This window comes from Chryseobacterium vietnamense, from assembly GCF_031454475.1.
GTDB lineage: Bacteria > Bacteroidota > Bacteroidia > Flavobacteriales > Weeksellaceae > Chryseobacterium > Chryseobacterium vietnamense.
This window is the reverse complement of the sequence record NZ_JAVDQX010000001.1, coordinates 1,734,775-1,751,284: the sequence shown is the minus strand read 5'-3', so window position 1 is coordinate 1,751,284 and position 16,510 is coordinate 1,734,775. Positions and strand designations below refer to the sequence as shown.

General features: G+C 36.1%; 17 protein-coding genes. 11 read left to right on the top strand and 6 right to left on the bottom strand.

Annotated elements, in window-relative coordinates:
* Nucleotides 1–6: 6 nt before the first annotated feature.
* Nucleotides 7–2,130: a Tex family protein gene (locus tag J2786_RS07905; protein ID WP_310024574.1), complete on the bottom strand. Its 2,124-nt coding sequence runs from the start codon at nt 2,128–2,130 to the stop codon at nt 7–9.
* A gap of 196 nt (nt 2,131–2,326) precedes the next feature.
* Here J2786_RS07905 and J2786_RS07900 point away from each other — a divergent pair, with 196 nt between their 5' ends.
* Complete coding sequence (locus tag J2786_RS07900) at nt 2,327–2,638, top strand: hypothetical protein (protein WP_310024569.1); 312 nt, start codon at nt 2,327–2,329, stop codon at nt 2,636–2,638.
* 112 nt (nt 2,639–2,750) lie between these two features.
* Entirely contained in the window at nt 2,751–3,428 is a 678-nt protein-coding gene (locus J2786_RS07895) for a YceI family protein (RefSeq protein ID WP_047433425.1), read from the top strand.
* Between the two features lie 86 nt (nt 3,429–3,514).
* Here the strand turns inward: J2786_RS07895 and J2786_RS07890 are convergent, their stop codons facing one another.
* Entirely contained in the window at nt 3,515–3,871 is a 357-nt protein-coding gene (locus tag J2786_RS07890; protein WP_047435782.1) for a hypothetical protein, read from the bottom strand.
* A 202-nt stretch (nt 3,872–4,073) separates the two neighbouring features.
* Between J2786_RS07890 and J2786_RS07885 the strand changes: the two genes are divergently transcribed.
* The 7 genes from J2786_RS07885 to J2786_RS07855 all read left to right on the top strand — a co-directional run bounded on the left by J2786_RS07885 (nt 4,074) and on the right by J2786_RS07855 (nt 11,540).
* On the top strand, nt 4,074–4,328 hold the full coding sequence (locus J2786_RS07885; protein WP_310024566.1) for a DUF1294 domain-containing protein: 255 nt from the start codon (nt 4,074–4,076) through the stop codon (nt 4,326–4,328).
* An 88-nt stretch (nt 4,329–4,416) separates the two neighbouring features.
* Nucleotides 4,417–4,623, top strand: a complete 207-nt coding sequence (locus J2786_RS07880) for a bacteriocin-like protein (protein WP_142016747.1) — start codon at nt 4,417–4,419, stop codon at nt 4,621–4,623.
* A gap of 136 nt (nt 4,624–4,759) precedes the next feature.
* The gene (gene typA, locus J2786_RS07875) at nt 4,760–6,565 is read left to right on the top strand and encodes a translational GTPase TypA (RefSeq protein WP_047433422.1); all 1,806 of its coding nucleotides are present in this window, start codon (nt 4,760–4,762) and stop codon (nt 6,563–6,565) included.
* A 130-nt stretch (nt 6,566–6,695) separates the two neighbouring features.
* Entirely contained in the window at nt 6,696–8,312 is a 1,617-nt protein-coding gene (locus tag J2786_RS07870) for a glycoside hydrolase family 10-like protein (RefSeq protein ID WP_310024563.1), read from the top strand.
* A 244-nt stretch (nt 8,313–8,556) separates the two neighbouring features.
* Complete coding sequence (locus tag J2786_RS07865; protein ID WP_047433420.1) at nt 8,557–9,108, top strand: ferritin; 552 nt, start codon at nt 8,557–8,559, stop codon at nt 9,106–9,108.
* A gap of 178 nt (nt 9,109–9,286) precedes the next feature.
* Entirely contained in the window at nt 9,287–10,378 is a 1,092-nt protein-coding gene (ychF, locus tag J2786_RS07860; RefSeq protein WP_047433419.1) for a redox-regulated ATPase YchF, read from the top strand.
* 82 nt (nt 10,379–10,460) lie between these two features.
* Nucleotides 10,461–11,540 carry a hypothetical protein gene (locus tag J2786_RS07855; protein WP_310024561.1) on the top strand — a complete coding sequence of 360 codons (1,080 nt, stop codon included), beginning with the start codon at nt 10,461–10,463 and terminating at the stop codon, nt 11,538–11,540.
* Nucleotides 11,541–11,596: 56 nt separating this feature from the next.
* Here the strand turns inward: J2786_RS07855 and J2786_RS07850 are convergent, their stop codons facing one another.
* Both J2786_RS07850 and J2786_RS07845 read right to left on the bottom strand, forming a co-directional pair.
* Complete coding sequence (locus J2786_RS07850; protein ID WP_156121511.1) at nt 11,597–11,854, bottom strand: bacteriocin; 258 nt, start codon at nt 11,852–11,854, stop codon at nt 11,597–11,599.
* Between the two features lie 37 nt (nt 11,855–11,891).
* Nucleotides 11,892–12,050 (bottom strand): hypothetical protein, encoded by a 159-nt coding sequence (locus J2786_RS07845; protein ID WP_167497836.1) that lies wholly within the window; start codon nt 12,048–12,050, stop codon nt 11,892–11,894.
* A gap of 729 nt (nt 12,051–12,779) precedes the next feature.
* Here J2786_RS07845 and J2786_RS07840 point away from each other — a divergent pair.
* Both J2786_RS07840 and J2786_RS07835 read left to right on the top strand, forming a co-directional pair.
* Complete coding sequence (locus J2786_RS07840) at nt 12,780–13,718, top strand: helix-turn-helix domain-containing protein (RefSeq protein WP_310024557.1); 939 nt, start codon at nt 12,780–12,782, stop codon at nt 13,716–13,718.
* 89 nt (nt 13,719–13,807) lie between these two features.
* Nucleotides 13,808–14,572, top strand: a complete 765-nt coding sequence (locus J2786_RS07835) for an SDR family NAD(P)-dependent oxidoreductase (protein ID WP_310024554.1) — start codon at nt 13,808–13,810, stop codon at nt 14,570–14,572.
* A 92-nt stretch (nt 14,573–14,664) separates the two neighbouring features.
* Here the strand turns inward: J2786_RS07835 and J2786_RS07830 are convergent, their stop codons facing one another.
* Together J2786_RS07830 and J2786_RS07825 are read right to left on the bottom strand one after the other, a co-directional pair.
* Nucleotides 14,665–14,841: a hypothetical protein gene (locus J2786_RS07830; protein WP_156121509.1), complete on the bottom strand. Its 177-nt coding sequence runs from the start codon at nt 14,839–14,841 to the stop codon at nt 14,665–14,667.
* A gap of 450 nt (nt 14,842–15,291) precedes the next feature.
* A complete protein-coding gene (locus J2786_RS07825) occupies nt 15,292–16,440 on the bottom strand; it encodes a methionine aminotransferase (protein ID WP_310024551.1) in 1,149 nt (382 codons plus the stop codon).
* Between the last annotated feature and the right edge of the window lie 70 nt (nt 16,441–16,510).

Sequence of the window (16,510 nt, the reverse complement as noted above, 5' to 3'; positions counted from 1 at the left end):
TAAAAATTACAAAATCATGCTCAGCTGTACTCTTTTTCTTGTTTCATCTACTTCTGTTACCTTTACGCGAACATGCTGATGAAGTTTTACCACTTCGTTTACATCTGATACAAATCCTTCTTTCAGCTGGGAAATATGAACCAGTCCGCTTTCTTTGATTCCCAGATCTACAAAGCACCCAAAAGCGGTAATATTATTGACAATTCCCGGAAGGATCATGCCAGTTTTTAAATCTTTAATGCTTTTAACATTCGGATCGAATTCAAATACTTTTGCTGCTTTTCTAGGGTCTAATCCAGGTTTTTCAAGTTCTTTCAAAATATCTTTAATTCCTAAGATCCCGATTTCGCCTGTCATATAGTTCTCGGGTTTTACCAGAGCTATTTTTTCTTTATTGGCTATCAGTTCATGGGTTTTAATACCTAAATCTTTTGCCATTTTCTCAACAATTCCATAAGCTTCAGGGTGTACAGCAGAGTTATCCAATGGGTTTCGGGCATTGCTGATTCTTACAAAAGCAGCAGCTTGCTGGAAGGCTTTTTCTCCAAGTCTCGGAACTTTTTTAAGCTGTTTTCTATCTTCGAATGCACCGTTTTCGGTACGGTAATTTACAATGTTTTCTGCCATTTTCTCACCGATTCCGGAAACATAGCTTAATAGGGACTTACTGGCAGTATTTAAATTAATTCCCACAGAGTTTACACATTTCATCACAGTGGAATCAAGCTCATTTTTCAGTTGGGTCTGATCTACATCATGCTGATATTGTCCTACACCAATAGATTTGGCATCTATCTTTACTAATTCAGCAAGAGGATCAGAAAGTCTTCTTCCGATGGAAACTGCTCCACGTACCGTTACATCATACGAGGGAAACTCATCTCTTGCAATTTTACTTGCAGAATATACGGATGCTCCAGCCTCTGAGACTACAAAAACCTGCAAAGGTTTATCAAAAGCAATTTTTTTGATAAAGAATTCTGTTTCACGACTTGCAGTTCCGTTACCGATAGAAATAGCTTCAATGTTATAAGCATTTACCATGGAACGGATTTTTTTCATAGCCATTCCGCTTTCATTCTGTGGGGCGTGAGGGTAGAGGGTTTCGTTGTGCAGTAAGTCTCCTTTCTCATCCAGACAAACTACTTTGCATCCGCTTCGGTAGCCAGGATCTATTGCCAGAATTCTTTTTTCTCCTAAGGGTGGAGCAAGCAGAAGTTGACTTAAGTTTTCAGAGAAAATTTCAATCGCTTTTCTGTCTGCTTTTTCTTTGGCTTCCTGTAGGGTTTCATTGGAAATGGCAGGTTCCAGAAGTCTTTTATAACTGTCTTTTATTGCCAGTGCAATTTGTTCAGAACTTTCATTATTAGATTTGATAATGGCCTTTTCAATAAAGTCAATAGCTTCTTCTTTGTCTATGCCTACATTTGTTTTTACGAAACCTTCTGCTTCGGCTCTCAGCATGGCCAGAAGTCTGTGAGAAGGAGTTCTGCCAAGACTTTCCTCCCATTCAAAATATTGGGAGAATTTTTGGGCTTCTTCTTCGTCTTTTTTAGCTTTTATAACCTTGGAGGTCACTACTGCTTTGCGCTGAAATAGCCTGCGAAGGTTCTTACGGACATACATGTTTTCATTAATCCATTCTGCCATGATATCTCTTGCTCCCTGCAGTGCCTCTTCTTCAGAACTCACTTCGCTGTTAAGATATTTTGAAGCCAGAAAAAGAAGATCACTGCTTTTCTGACTCATAATGATTTTGGCTAAAAGTTCCAGTCCTTTTTCCTTGGCTGCATCTGCTTTGGTTTTCTTACGTTTTTTGAAAGGTAAATAAAGATCTTCCAGCTCCTGGATATCAAAGCTTTCTGCTATCCTTTGCTGAAGTTCAGGAGTTAAAGAATTCTGTTCTTCTATTGATTTTAAGATCGATTCTTTTCTCTTGACAATGTCTTCAAATTGCTTGCTGATTTTTGAGATCTGCTCGATTTGTATTTCATCAAGATTCCCGGTTTTGTCTTTTCGATAACGGGAAATAAAAGGAATGGTACAGTCTTCGGATAGTAATTGTAAGGTATTGTTGATGCTCTTTTCGGAAATATTGAGTTGCTTCTGTATAAATTCTACGGTCGTCATTGTTCTGTTTTCGGATAGCTAAAATAAGGTTTTGGAATGAGAAAATGTAAATCGAAATGTATTAATCTCTTTTCATTGCTCTGTTAAATATATTTAAATGGATTGATAACTAATTTTTAATTTTCTGTTTCTTATGAAATGATGTTTGAATATTTACTTATTTATGCTCTCCTAAAATCTAATAACCATAATAAACATGAGAAAAATATTTACATTATTCATCTGTTATTCTTTTATGATATCTTGTATCAACACTGACCCGGAAGTTCCTAAAAAATGTAAATGCAGCGTACAGGAATACGAACGGACTGTAATTTTAAAAAACGGTAATGATGGTACCTATACTGATTATTCTGATACGGGATGGACTGTAAAAGGAAATCCGCAGAACGATAATTCCGAAGATTGCTCCAGGAATGGAACTCAAAAGAAGACGGATTTCTCCAGTCATTATGATTCCCAATACAGATGGGATGTGTATCGCAAATGGATGTATGACTGCAAATAATATAAAAAATACCACATTTCTTGATGTATGTTAAGGCTCCTCCAAATAGGTTTTTCTATTTTTGTATCCGAAAACAACAAAATTTCAATAAACTTTTTTAAAACAGTTCAATATGAAAAAAATTAGCGTAATTGCATTAGTAGGAGTAGGATTGCTTTTAGCATCATGTAATAAAGAAAAATCAGCAGAGTCTGCAGCGACAGCTCAGGAGCAGAAAGTAGCTGAAAGCAAAGGTGAAACACTGGCAGTAGATACAGTAGCTTCAGTAGTAAACTGGAAAGCATTCCATAAAGGAGGTATGGCACCTCGTTGGGGAACACTTACTGTAAAATCCGGAGATCTTAGCATTGATGGTGGACAAGTTGCTGCAGGAAACTTTATTATTGATATGAATTCTATCAAAGTAGATCCGGCTTCAGTAACAGAGAAAGATAAAAAGCCAGCAGACCTTGAAGCTCACCTTAAAAATCCTGATTTCTTTGATGTAGCTAAAAACCCTACTTCAGATTTCAAAATTACAAGTGTTACAGATTTGAAAGAAGCACCAAAAGATGCTGTAGCAGGAGCTAATAAAACAGTAAGCGGAAACCTTACATTATCAGGAAAAACAATGAACGTTACCTTCCCTGCGAAAGTAGAGGTAGCTGAAAATTCAGCTGCTATTCAGGCTAAATTTACTGTAAACAGAGCAGATTGGGGGCTTAAATTCGGTACTTCTGAAGCAGATCCTGCAGAATGGATGATCAGCAAAGATATCGAGATTGCCATCGATGTAAAAGCTAAAAAATAAGTTATTTAAAGTTTAAATAACTACTGGAGCTGCCTTCATGAAGGCAGCTCTTTTTATTTAGATTTTTTGTTCAATGGATGAAGAAACTAATTGACAATCTTAGAATTCTGAATTCTTACACAATATTCACTGCCAAGATACAGAGGATTACCGTGTTTCTCAGACCAGAATCCATCCAGGATATCTTTATTAAGGCAGCGGTAAACAGCAACTCCTTTATAGATTTTATCATCTTCTCCTTCGTAGTTGAAATTAATTACTAAAATCTGATCTTTATAAAATCCTGTTCCATTTTGCTGGTGATCGCCAATCATCCACTGGGCAATAATACGATTGTTCTCATCAATAGTTAAAGTCAATATACCATGATAAGTTGGTGTAGAGGACTCCGCTTGGTTGCTTCCTTCAATAGAGTAGGTGCCCACCAGATCGTGTACTGTCATTGATTTATTTTTAGAAGAGCAAATTTAAACATTAAGATCATTAAAATAGTCTTCATTGTAAGTTTAAAAAATGAGAATGATTAATCTTGACCATACCTTATTTGTTAAATCTTTTCTTAGATGGGTTAAATTATCGGATATTTTTATAAGTTTGAGTACCTTCTCTAGATTAAGCTTTATTTTTGCATCAAAATAATTGAAAATGGTTCCTTTTCTGTTGGTCATGAACTTTATTACATTTGGTGTCTTTGGTTTTGATAAATGGCAAGCCAAAAAACATCAATGGAGAATTTCCGAGAACATGCTTTTAGGAATCTCTCTTTTAGGAGGAATTTTAGGAGCGGCTTCCGGAATGATTCTTTTTAATCACAAAATATCCAAAAAGTCTTTTCTAGTGAAATTCATTCTTGTGGTTTTAATTGATCTGGTGTTTTTTTATCGATTGATAAGGCATTGATATTAAAAATGTTAAAAATTTAAATATGATGTTTCGTGTTATATTTTTTTATATTTTTATCATGCTAATAACAAATAAACAAAACAACATGAGAAATCTTAGAAAAATTTCCAGAACTGAAATGAAATCAGTTCAGGGAGGAATCGTTAAAGGAATGGTAAGATGCAAAGATGCAGACACATGTGCCGTAAGATGGGGCTGGGGAACCGGCTTCTCCAGTAATTGTGCAGAGTTTGACATCATATGCGGTGAACCGCCTGTAATAGATCCATGCGAAATACAAGCTTGTGTATAAATAACTTAAAGAGTGTTTTTCGGACACTCTTTTTTATTGTCTTGTAAATAAGTATTTTAAACAAATTATTAAATATTTAGATAACTAAATATTTTTTCATTAAAATTCACTACTTTTGCACCCGTAAAAATCTTTTATGCAAAACATTAGAAATATTGCGATTATCGCACACGTTGACCACGGAAAGACGACTTTGGTTGACAAGATCATTCACGCTACCAACATTTTCAGAGAAAATCAGGAGAGTGGGGAGTTAATTATGGATAACAACGATCTTGAAAGAGAAAGAGGGATCACCATCTTATCCAAGAATATTTCTGTTACTTATAAAGACACAAAAATTAACGTAATTGATACTCCTGGTCACGCCGATTTTGGTGGAGAAGTAGAAAGAGTATTGAAAATGGCTGATGGGGTTATTTTGTTGGTGGATGCGTTCGAAGGGCCAATGCCACAAACAAGATTCGTACTTCAGAAAGCATTGGAATTAGGATTGAGACCATTAGTGGTTATCAATAAAGTAGATAAACCAAACTGCCGTCCGGACGAAGTTCATGATAAAGTATTTGACTTGTTCTTCAACCTTGAAGCTACAGAAGAACAATTGGATTTCCCTACATTCTATGGATCTTCAAAACAAGGATGGTTCAATACTTCATTAGAGCCAACTGAAGATATCTTACCACTATTAGATGGTATTTTACAATATGTTCCTGAACCGAAAGTAACAGAAGGAAATCTTCAGATGCAAATTACTTCTCTTGACTTCTCTTCTTTCTTAGGAAGAATTGCAATCGGGAAAGTGACAAGAGGTGAGATCAAAGAATCTCAGTGGATTGGTCTTGCTCAGGCAGAAGGTAAAATTGTAAAAGGGAAAGTAAAAGAACTTTACGTTTTCGAAGGATTAGGAAAGAAAAAAGTAACTGAAGTACAAGCTGGAGATATCTGTGCTGTAGTAGGTTTTGATGCATTCCAGATCGGTGATTCTTTCGTTGATCTTGAAAATCCTGAGCCATTGGAAAGAACAGCAATTGATGAGCCTACGCTAAACATGACGTTCTCTATCAACAACTCACCTTTCTTCGGTAAAGACGGTAAATATGTTACTTCAAACCACCTTAAAGAAAGATTAACAAAAGAACTAGAGAAAAACCTTGCATTAAGAGTTCAGCAGACTGACGATGCTAATACATTCCTTGTATTCGGTAGAGGTATTCTTCACTTATCAGTTTTGATCGAAACAATGAGAAGAGAAGGGTACGAAATGACTATCGGTCAGCCACAGGTTATCTTCAAAGAAATAGACGGTGAAAAATGTGAGCCTTATGAATCTTTAGTTGTTGACGTTCCTGAAGAATTTGCTTCAAGAGTTATCGACCTGGCAACGCAGAGAAAAGGTGACCTTCACATCATGGAAACTAAAGGTGAAATGCAGCACATGGAATTCGAAATTCCTTCAAGAGGTTTGATCGGATTACGTTCTCAGATGTTGACAGCTACTGCTGGTGAAGCTATCATGGCACACCGTTTCACAGAGTACAAGCCTTTCAAAGGTGCTATCCCTGGAAGAAACAACGGTGTTTTGATCAGCAAAACTACCGGTCCAGCTACTGAATATTCTATTGCTAAACTACAGGATAGAGGTAAGTTCTTCGTTGATCCGGGAGAGGAAATCTACACAGGAATGATCATCGGTGAACAAAACAAACCTGGAGATTTGGTAGTAAACATCGTGGAAGCAAAACAGTTGAACAACATGAGAGCTTCCGGAAAAGATAAAGATACCGGTGTTGCTCCAAAAATCTTATTCTCACTTGAAGAATGTATGGAATACATCCAGGGTGATGAAGCGATCGAGGTAACTCCAAACTTCATCAGAATGAGAAAGAAAATCCTTTCAGAAGAAGAAAGAAAAAGAGTAGAAAGATCTGCAAAAGCATAATCTGAATCTTATATATAAAAATCAAAGCCTCGATTTTCGAGGCTTTTTTTCTATACCACCCATTAAAATGCTTATTTTGGCATAATAATCTCTGAAAAATAAAAATAAATTTTAAAGTAGTTTTGTGACTATGAGAATAAATAAATTAAAACTTATCGTTTTATTGGGCGTTTTTGCATCTTACACTACCTCATGTTCCGTTCAGAACAATGTTGTAAAAACACCTTCCACAAAGAATCCGACAAAACCAACCAACAATACAAACCCTCCAAAAGTAAATCCGGTAGCTGTAAAACCTGCAACAGGAACAGCAGCCTCAACTGAAGAAAATTTCAGAACCAACCTTCCGGAAATCAAAAGAGAATTCCGCGGAGCATGGATTGCCAGTGTTGCCAATATCAACTGGCCTTCGAGAAATGACCTTACAGTGGATCAACAGAAAGCAGAAGCAATCAGTATGCTTGATATGCTGAAGGACAATAATTTCAATGCGGCTATTTTCCAGATCAGACCTTCCGCAGATGCATTGTATACAAGTAATATCGAACCATGGTCTTACTTCCTGACCGGAGAAACAGGAACAGCTCCATATCCAAACTATGACCCGCTTCAGTTCTGGATTGAAGAAGCCCATAAAAGAGGTCTGGAATTGCATGTATGGTTAAACCCTTATCGTGCGCATCATACCAACGGTGGTGCTGTGAATAAGCTGTCAATGGCCAATAAATTGTCCGATATTGTGGTAAGACTAAAGAATGGAATGTACTGGTTCGATCCTGCCAATCCGAAAACACAAGGTCATGTTTCCAATGTAGTGAAAGATATTGTAAAAAGATATGATATTGATGCTGTGCATTTCGACGATTATTTCTATCCTTATGCTACCTATAATAAAGGTGCGGATTTTCCGGATAATGCAAGTTGGAGTGCTTATGTAAGCAGCGGAGGGATTTTATCCAGAGCAGATTGGAGAAGAGATAACGTGAATAAATTTGTAGAACGTATCTATAAAGAAATTCATGCAGAAAAAAATAATGTAAGATTCGGGATCAGCCCGTTTGGAATATGGAAACCTGGATATCCTGCAGGAATTATAGGGTCTTCTCAATATGACGAACTTTATGCAGATGCTAAATTATGGTTAAATAAAGGATGGGTAGATTATTTCTCACCACAGTTGTACTGGCCTATAGATTCCAAGGGACAAAGTTTTGAAGCCTTATTAAGCTGGTGGCAATCTGAAAATACAATGAACCGTCACCTGTGGCCAGGATTGAATACCGTTGAAATTAAAGTCTCAGACCGTCCTGCGGAAATCAAAAATCAGATCGCTATTTCCAGAAATATCCTTAAAAATGATGCCGGAGAAATTCACTGGAGCATTGCCGGGCTTACCAGAAACCCCAATATGCTTCCTGCTTTGAAAAGCGGACCATACAATGAAAAAGCATTAGTTCCGAAATCTCCATGGATTAAAGCGGTTCCATTGCAGACTCCTACCTTGTTTATTGCTGATAATGGAAGCTTTGCTCAGACAAGCTGGAGTACAAAAAACGCCGCTGATGTATTTTTATGGGTACTTTTCACTCAATACAACGGAGTATGGCAAACAGAAATTTTAACGCTTGATACCCTTTCAAAAGAAATTCCTAAATCTAAAGACGGAAAAAAATTGAATGCAGTTGCAATCAAAGCCATCGACAGATTAGGAAATGAAAGTGATTATACGGCAAGAAAAATTAAATAGTTGGGTTAAAAACCCGGTCACAATATGTCATTGCAAACCTTCAGGTGAAGCAATCTCAATAATAAATGTAAATACCAGTTCTCAAACAGAGCTGGTATTTATTTTAGAATAACTATAAATTATTAATTTAATTAATTGATAATCAGTGCTTTTTTAAAGTGAAGGGAGGGTTTTTAAGCCCCATAAGAACGTTATCGGAACTGTTTTTGCATGATTAATTCCGTAATCACCAAAATATAACATTATGAATACTAAAAGACTTTCCGACAACATGGAAAAGGCACTCAGTGACCAGATGAACAAAGAAATTCACGCATCACACGTTTTTTTATCGTACGGAATTTGGGCTGATGATAAAGGATATCAGGGTATTGCCAATTTCCTTTACCGCCATGCTCAGGAAGAAAGAAATCACTCAATCAAATTTATGGAATATATTCTGAACAGAGGCGGAAAACCAAAGGTAGAAGCTATTCCTGCCCCTCCGGCAGATCCGGAAAACCTTACTGCTTGTTTTGACGGTGTTTTTAAGCATGAAGTTGATAATACTACCGCTATCTACAGAATTGCAGACCTTTCTATGGAAGAAAAAGACTGGGCTACCTGGAATTTTATGCAATGGTTTGTACAGGAACAGATTGAAGAAGAAACATTAGCTCAGAACTTAATCGATAAATTAAAAATTGCTGGAGGTGACAGAGCAACAGACGAATCTTTATTTACTTTAGATAAAACTTTACAGGAAGCACCCAATGATGTTCCGCTTGCTCAGAATGCTACAGGAGACAATCCATAAAACATCTGGTGAACCTAAACCATTTAAAATCTGTCAGAACACTGACAGATTTTTTTATTATGAAACTCTCTTAAAAATCACTATCTTTGCACACTCGTAATTCAAGGTTCTGAGTGCAATGTTTAAAGTTGAAGATTCCTTGAGTTACTCCTAAACCTTAAACTTTGAATTTTACAATATGAAATGTGGAATCGTAGGCTTACCGAATGTAGGTAAATCAACTCTTTTTAACTGTCTGAGCAATGCAAAAGCTCAATCAGCAAACTATCCTTTCTGTACTATTGAACCGAACCTTGGAACGGTTTCTGTACCGGATCAGAGATTGTTTGAACTGGAGAAAATCGTAAAACCTGAAAGAGTTTTACCCGCTGTAGTTGAGATTGTTGATATTGCAGGTCTTGTAAAGGGAGCCAGCAAAGGAGAAGGATTGGGGAATCAGTTCCTTGCCAATATCCGTGAGTGTGAAGCGATTATTCATGTTTTAAGATGTTTTGACAATGGAAATATTGTTCACGTAGAAGGTTCAGTAGATCCGTTAAGAGATAAAGAAATTATTGATATAGAACTTCAGCTGAAAGACCTTGAGACCGTAGGTAAAGCTGTCGAAAAAGCTAAAAAGTTCATCAAGTCTGGGAAGAAAGAAGATATTCTTACTTACGAAACGCTTCAGAATTTACAGAAATTTCTTGAAGATGGTAAAAATGCAAGAGAATTTGCTACTGATGATTTTGCAAAATCAATTATCGGAGAAGTTCAGTTGTTGACCAATAAGCCGGTGCTTTACGTTTGTAACGTAGATGAAAACTCTATCAAAAACGGAAACGAGTGGATCGCTAAGATTGAAGAAATGGCTAAAAGTGAGGGTGCTGAAGTAGTCGTACTGGCAGCACAAATCGAAGCTGATATCAACGAGCTTGAGACGTTCGAAGAAAGAGAAATTTTCCTTGATGAGCTAGGTCTTACAGAACCTGGTGTTAACCGTTTGATCAGAAAAGCTTATGATCTTCTAAAACTTCAGACGTATTTTACAGCTGGAGTAAAAGAAGTAAGAGCATGGACGATCGGACAGGGATGGACGGCTCCGCAAGCTGCAGGAGTAATCCACACAGACTTTGAAAAAGGATTTATCCGTGCGGAAGTAATCAAGTATAATGATTATGTAAATTACGGTTCTGAAGTAAAAGTAAAAGAAGCCGGAAAACTTTCTGTAGAAGGTAAAGAATACATTGTACAGGATGGTGACATCATGCACTTTAGATTCAACGTATAAGAAAAGTATTAAAGTTAGTTATATTAAAAAGCGCTTCCATGTATTTGGGAGCGTTTTTTGCATTCATGTGCTAAACTTGACTATGAGAATCTTTTATTTCGTAATTTTTATTGTATTTCTTTCCTGCTCTCCATCTGTTGAAAAAAATTGTTTTGCCAGAAGCCAAGATCAGGTTTTTGAAAACTATAAAGAACAGAAACCGTATACTGTAAAACAGATCCTGAAAGAAAAAGCAGATTATTTGGAAATCAGTAACCTTAAAAAATACCGGAGCTTTAAGCAAGATAGTACCGAATCTTATACCCATGCCGGATCTGAAGTATATGTAAAAATGGAAAAAAGACTGGATCATGAATTCAAAGTTTTCAGAGAGAAATTCTCGGACCAGTTTATGCTTTATTCCTTGCAGAAGGTAGATAATATAATGTATGGGTTAGGACGAAACAGAGTAGGGTTCTGGCTTCTGGCCATTGAAAATGAGAAACCTAAAGCATATTTTCTGGGGTTAAGTTTTAGCCATTATTATATCAACGAAATTCAGGAGCTTCCCATTATTAAAAATGGATTTCTTCAGTTTGAAGGAAGTCTGGTGAAAATTGTAAAAATGGCCGGACTCCCCGGTTATGATGATTATTCTGCACTGGAAGACGGAAAACTGTTTAAAATAAATCTTAAAGCTTTAATGAAAGATTCCGATAAGGATGGTTATAATGATATTTTTGAAACAAGTTTTGGACTGAATCCAGATAATAATGATACAGATGGAGATGGGATCAATGACTTCGAAGATATGAATCCTTTATTTAAATCTGAGAAGAATAAATTTACTCAGCTCTATGAGCTTTTACAGCCAAATAATGGGATGATTAATATGAAAAAATTGCATTTTACATTTCAGATTTATAAAACTGATTGTGATTATTTTCACCAGATTAATCCTGATTTCAGAGTGTTGTTTACCTCAGAAAATTATGATAAGCAAACCAATTATGTAAAAGTGACTGATGTAACGGACAGAAGTATTTCCAAAATTCAAACCCATGATAAAGATCCGAATGTTTTTTATATTTACGTTTCAGGAAGTGGCTTTACAAATGATTATGGTGCAGAATATATAAAGGGAAAATGGATGCTAAAGGATCTTGGGGGTACGGTTAGCTAAATGCATATCGATAAAAAAATCGCTTCCGGTAAGGAAGCGATTCTGGTGTCTTATCTTTAAAGAGGAATACCTATATCGAATCGGCACTTTGGCTCTATACAGGATAGAGAGAAAACCACACAGTTATTAACGATATCTGTACATCTTAACTCTGCCTGGCCGCTTCGGCACTCCGGTTCATAGCATGATGGATGAATTTGTGCACAAACTCTGCCGTTTGCTCCACCGGTACTACATATCATTACGCCTCCTTTAATGGTCTTCAGCTCTTTTTTATTGAGTTTTTTACCATTGTTTAAATGAGGATTTCTCATTCATTAAAGTTTTTATGGTTTAATTTTTTTTGACTGATTACAATTCAATGCCAGGCTGGCACTGCAATTCTGCACAGGTAAAAGAAAATTTCTTACAAGTAAGATCTGGAAGCAGACACATTTCTTTTCCTCCGGTTATAACTCTTAATTGTTTTTTGTTCAATTTTTTGCCGTGCGTTAAATCTTGATTTTTCATACTGTTTTAATTGAGGATTAGTGAATGATAATATCCTAAGGTTGTGGTCTGCAAATTTTTTGTGCACAACCAACAGAAATCTTGGTACAGTTTCTGACATCGTCAGGTGGATAAGTTTCACATGGGAATTCCGTGCATGGTTGCGGTTCCATACAATCCAACATACCTCCCTGAATCATTTTTAACTGTTTTTTTTCAAGCTTTCTACCTTTGCTTAATTCTATCTTTTTCATAGTTTTTTGTTTATAAAATGGTACTTTAATTATAACTGCGGTCTGCACTCTTTCTGTGCACATTTTGGAGAAATGATCGTGCATCCATAGGGATCAGACGATGGCTCACAAGGGGTAGGACATAAAACTGGTTCCATACAGTTAATAAGACCTCCTTTAATAGTTCTTAGTTCTTTCTTGTTTAATTTTTTTCCGATTTCACTGATTTGTTTTCTCATTGGATTGATTTTTAATGGGTTAGTTTCGACTAAAGTAATAAAAATAAATGAATTATATCACTGTGTATAGAAAAAAAATGTGATTTTTTTAAATATTTATTATGATATTGATGATGAATATTAACTGTAATCGACAAATACGCTGAATTTTTCAATAGGTTAATAAGGTTTTATTTTTAAGGTTTAAATGACTTTTGGGCTTCGCCTGACAATCTGTAATCTTTTTCAAAAAGGTTGGTTGATAAGTTCGTATATTTGATTTTTACAAATCATTTGCGATGGAAAAAGTAGCACCTACCTCACTGGAAGATTTTTATAAAGAGATGGCTGCCAAACTGGGCAAAGATCTTGAAAGTATTTTCCCAAAAGGACTTCACAAAGACATCGGTCACTTTAATGTTTTTGATATTGCCCAAACAATCGAAAGAGTAAAGACTACTTCTGAAATGCCATATAACAGAAGAAAATACTATAAAATAAGCTTTATAAAAGGAAAAAATAGGGCAGAATATGCAGATAAAGTCATTTCAATACAACAAAATGCTCTGTTATTTGCAACTCCAAAAGTTCCCTATCACTGGGTTCCTGAAGATACCGATCAGTCGGGAAGTTTCTGTGTATTTACCGAAGACTTTTTCATTAAAGATAAATCGTACTACAATCTGGAAGATCTTCCTATATTTCAGCCGGGTGGAGTACCAATCTTTGAAATTGATAATGAACTGGCAGAAGAGATTGAAAATCTTTTTGAAAAGATTAAAAAAGAAATAGATTCAGATTATGTATTTAAATATGATCTGATCAGAAACTATGTTCTGGAGCTGATTCATTATGGGCAGAAATTACAGCCTGCATCCAGAATATCAGCTTCAAAGGATGCTTCCATGAGAGTGGTTTCTTTATTTGTAGAATTGCTGGAAAGGCAGTTCCCTATTGAATCCTGGGAACAGAGACTGCAATTGAAAACTGCAAAAGATTATGCGGACAGGCTGGCAGTTCATGTCAATTACTTAAATAAAAGATTAAAGGAAAGCACCGGAAAGACCACCACAGAATTTATTTCGGACCGGATTATCCAGGAAGCTAAAATACTTTTAAAACAGACGAAATGGAACGTTTCAGAAATATCGTACGCTCTCGGATTTGAAGAGATTGCCCATTTTTCCAATTTCTTTAAAAGGAAAACTACTTTTACTCCATTGGAATTTCGTTCCTGATTTGAATTTTGCAAATTTCAGATTGATTCAAGCAAACATTTCAATCTGAAAATATCCCAACTTTGTACCATCAAAATAATCAAAATACAATGAACACAAAAACAAATATTGCACTGGTAACCGGAGGAAGCCGTGGATTAGGGAGAAACTCAGCACTTAAAATTGCTCAAAAAGGATTAGACGTTATTATTACCTACAGAAGCAACAGAGAAGAAGCAGAAACGGTAGTGAATGAAATAAAATCAATGGGAAGGAATGCCGTTGCATTTCAGCTGGATACAAAAGACATCAAAAGTTTTGATAGTTTTGTAAAAAACGTAACAGATCATTTGCAACAAAACACGGGAAGTACTCATATTGATTATCTGATCAATAATGCAGGAACAGCCTTGTATTCTCCGATTAAAGAAGTGACGGAAGAGCAGTTGGATGATGTGGTAGACATTCACTTTAAAGGAGTGTTTTTCCTGACTCAGAAATTATTACCTTTTATTAATGATGGAGGAGGGATTATTAATGTATCTTCAGGGCTGGCAAGATTTGCAACACCGGGGTCTTCTATTTATGGATCAATTAAAGCAGGTGTAGAAATGCTTACGAAATACATGGCCAAAGAGCTGGGTTCAAGAAAAATCAAAGCCAATGTTGTAGCTCCGGGAGCTATCGAAACAGACTTTGGTGGCGGAAGAGTAAGAGACAATGAAGAAATCAATGCCATGGTAGCTGGTGCTACAGCGCTGGGAAGAGTAGGTCTTCCTGATGATATCGGTGGAGTAGTTGCCTTCCTGTGTACGGAAGATGCAAGATGGATCAATGGACAAAGAATAGAAGTTTCAGGAGGAATGTTCTTATAGTTTGATACTGGTGATCCCAATCAACCATTATCTTTAAATAAATCGGCCGGCTCATTCTGAGCCGGCCGATTCCGGATATGAAGTAATTTATTTTATTCAACAGCTTCAAGAGGCTCCGGCAGCTGGCATTTTTGTTCTGAACATCCGGGGCCGATGTATACGCAATACCCTGAAGAATTTGTACATCTTACATTACCCAGCCCTCCAATGAAGCTATGAAGCTCTTTTCGGGTTAATTTTTTTCCTTTGTTTACATTCTTGCTTTTCATGGTAGTTTTATTATTTTTTTTGATTTAGATAAAAATAAGAAAAACAAACTAAATAAATCACTATTTAATGATAAAAATAAACATTCGTTATTGATTATGATGGTATTATAAGATTACTGTCCGATAATAAGATTTAAATATCAATATTTATGTATAAATTAACAGGTCGCTCCTCCGGAGCTCTAATTTTAAAAACAAATACGTTCTATTATCAGTAAGCTCTCATAGGATCTGGATTGATCCCATCGGGATCTGCTGTTAGTGGAAAAAATGGAGTCCTGTAAACAATAAAGCTCCGGAGGAGCGACCTGCTAATCAGCTTTTATTTCATCGGACAGGAATGATATTATAAATAAAAACTCCCATTGATTAAACAGATAAAGGCGGCAGTTTGATTTGCCAATCTGAAAAATCAACGGGAGATAGGTGTTGGTTATTAATAGATAGCTGTTAAAGCTTTGATAAATTCTCAAGCGCTTTTTCCAGCGTTTCCTGCTTCTTGGCAAAACATAGCCTGATTACATTTTCATTCAGCTTGTTTTTATAAAATGAAGAGAAAGGAACGCTGGCTACTTTATGATGGATGGTAAGCTCTGAAGCAAAATCAAAATCATTTTTGTCTGAAATTTTATCATATTTTACCGCCTGAAAATACGTTCCTTCACAATCCAGAAGCTCGAATGAACTACCTGCAAGACCTTTTCTCAAAAAGTCTCTCTTTTCCTGGAAAAATTGACTCAGATAAGTATAATGCTCATCGTTTTTCATATATTCTGCCAGAGCTAGCTGGATAGGAGTGTTTACACAGAATACATTGAATTGATGCACTTTTCTGAATTCTTCCGTTAAACCTTTAGGGGCGGCACAATAACCTACCTTCCAGCCTGTAACATGGAAAAGTTTTCCAAAAGAGGCTACAAGAAGGCTTCTTTCTTTTAATTCTGGATATCTACAGATGCTTACATGCTGTTTCCCGTCAAAAACAATATTTTCATATACCTCATCACTCAGAATAAGGATAGAAGTTCCTTTTACCAGTTCAATAAGTTCTTGTAAATCATGTTCTTTCAGGATTTTTCCTGAAGGGTTGTTTGGATTATTAAGAATAATCATTCTGGTCTTTTCACTGACAAGGTTTTTTACTTCTGCCCAGTTGATTTCATAATCAGGAGCTTTCATTTCAAATCGTTTGACAATGCCTCCGAAAAGATCCACCGTAGGCTCATAACAATCATAAGCAGGTTCAAAAATAATCACTTCATCATCCTTTTTAATAAATGAGGCAATAGCCGTGAAAATGGCTTGTGTGCCACCTGCAGTAATTGTTATTTCAGAATCCGGATGGTATATTGCCTGATGACTGTTTTCGATTTTCCGTGCAATTTCTTCCTTTAAACCAATCATTCCGCCAAGAGGAGCATATTGGTTGAAGCCTTTTTTAATAAAATGATCTACGTGATTTAACAATTCTGAATCCGGCATAAAATCAGGAAACCCCTGAGACAGATTGATGGCTTCATTTTCATTGGCAAGCTGAGTCATCTGACTGAAAATAGTAGTTCCAACATTGGAAAGTTTCGATAAAGGAAGTTGTATCATAAAAACAGTTTTGTTGATCGAATTTAATGAAATATTTACACAGTCTGAACTTATGGTAATAAAAATTAGA

Coding starts and splice junctions, on each gene's coding strand:
- J2786_RS07850 (WP_156121511.1), bottom strand. CDS start 11,854: ATGAGAAATCCTCATTTAAACAATGGTAAAAAACTCAATAAAAAAGAG.
- J2786_RS07885 (WP_310024566.1), top strand. CDS start 4,074: ATGGTTCCTTTTCTGTTGGTCATGAACTTTATTACATTTGGTGTCTTT.
- J2786_RS07895 (WP_047433425.1), top strand. CDS start 2,751: ATGAAAAAAATTAGCGTAATTGCATTAGTAGGAGTAGGATTGCTTTTA.
- J2786_RS07890 (WP_047435782.1), bottom strand. CDS start 3,871: ATGACAGTACACGATCTGGTGGGCACCTACTCTATTGAAGGAAGCAAC.
- J2786_RS07870 (WP_310024563.1), top strand. CDS start 6,696: ATGAGAATAAATAAATTAAAACTTATCGTTTTATTGGGCGTTTTTGCA.
- J2786_RS07880 (WP_142016747.1), top strand. CDS start 4,417: ATGAGAAATCTTAGAAAAATTTCCAGAACTGAAATGAAATCAGTTCAG.
- J2786_RS07835 (WP_310024554.1), top strand. CDS start 13,808: ATGAACACAAAAACAAATATTGCACTGGTAACCGGAGGAAGCCGTGGA.
- J2786_RS07845 (WP_167497836.1), bottom strand. CDS start 12,050: ATGAAAAATCAAGATTTAACGCACGGCAAAAAATTGAACAAAAAACAA.
- typA (WP_047433422.1), top strand. CDS start 4,760: ATGCAAAACATTAGAAATATTGCGATTATCGCACACGTTGACCACGGA.
- J2786_RS07840 (WP_310024557.1), top strand. CDS start 12,780: ATGGAAAAAGTAGCACCTACCTCACTGGAAGATTTTTATAAAGAGATG.
- J2786_RS07825 (WP_310024551.1), bottom strand. CDS start 16,440: ATGATACAACTTCCTTTATCGAAACTTTCCAATGTTGGAACTACTATT.
- J2786_RS07865 (WP_047433420.1), top strand. CDS start 8,557: ATGAATACTAAAAGACTTTCCGACAACATGGAAAAGGCACTCAGTGAC.
- ychF (WP_047433419.1), top strand. CDS start 9,287: ATGAAATGTGGAATCGTAGGCTTACCGAATGTAGGTAAATCAACTCTT.
- J2786_RS07830 (WP_156121509.1), bottom strand. CDS start 14,841: ATGAAAAGCAAGAATGTAAACAAAGGAAAAAAATTAACCCGAAAAGAG.
- J2786_RS07905 (WP_310024574.1), bottom strand. CDS start 2,130: ATGACGACCGTAGAATTTATACAGAAGCAACTCAATATTTCCGAAAAG.
- J2786_RS07855 (WP_310024561.1), top strand. CDS start 10,461: ATGAGAATCTTTTATTTCGTAATTTTTATTGTATTTCTTTCCTGCTCT.
- J2786_RS07900 (WP_310024569.1), top strand. CDS start 2,327: ATGAGAAAAATATTTACATTATTCATCTGTTATTCTTTTATGATATCT.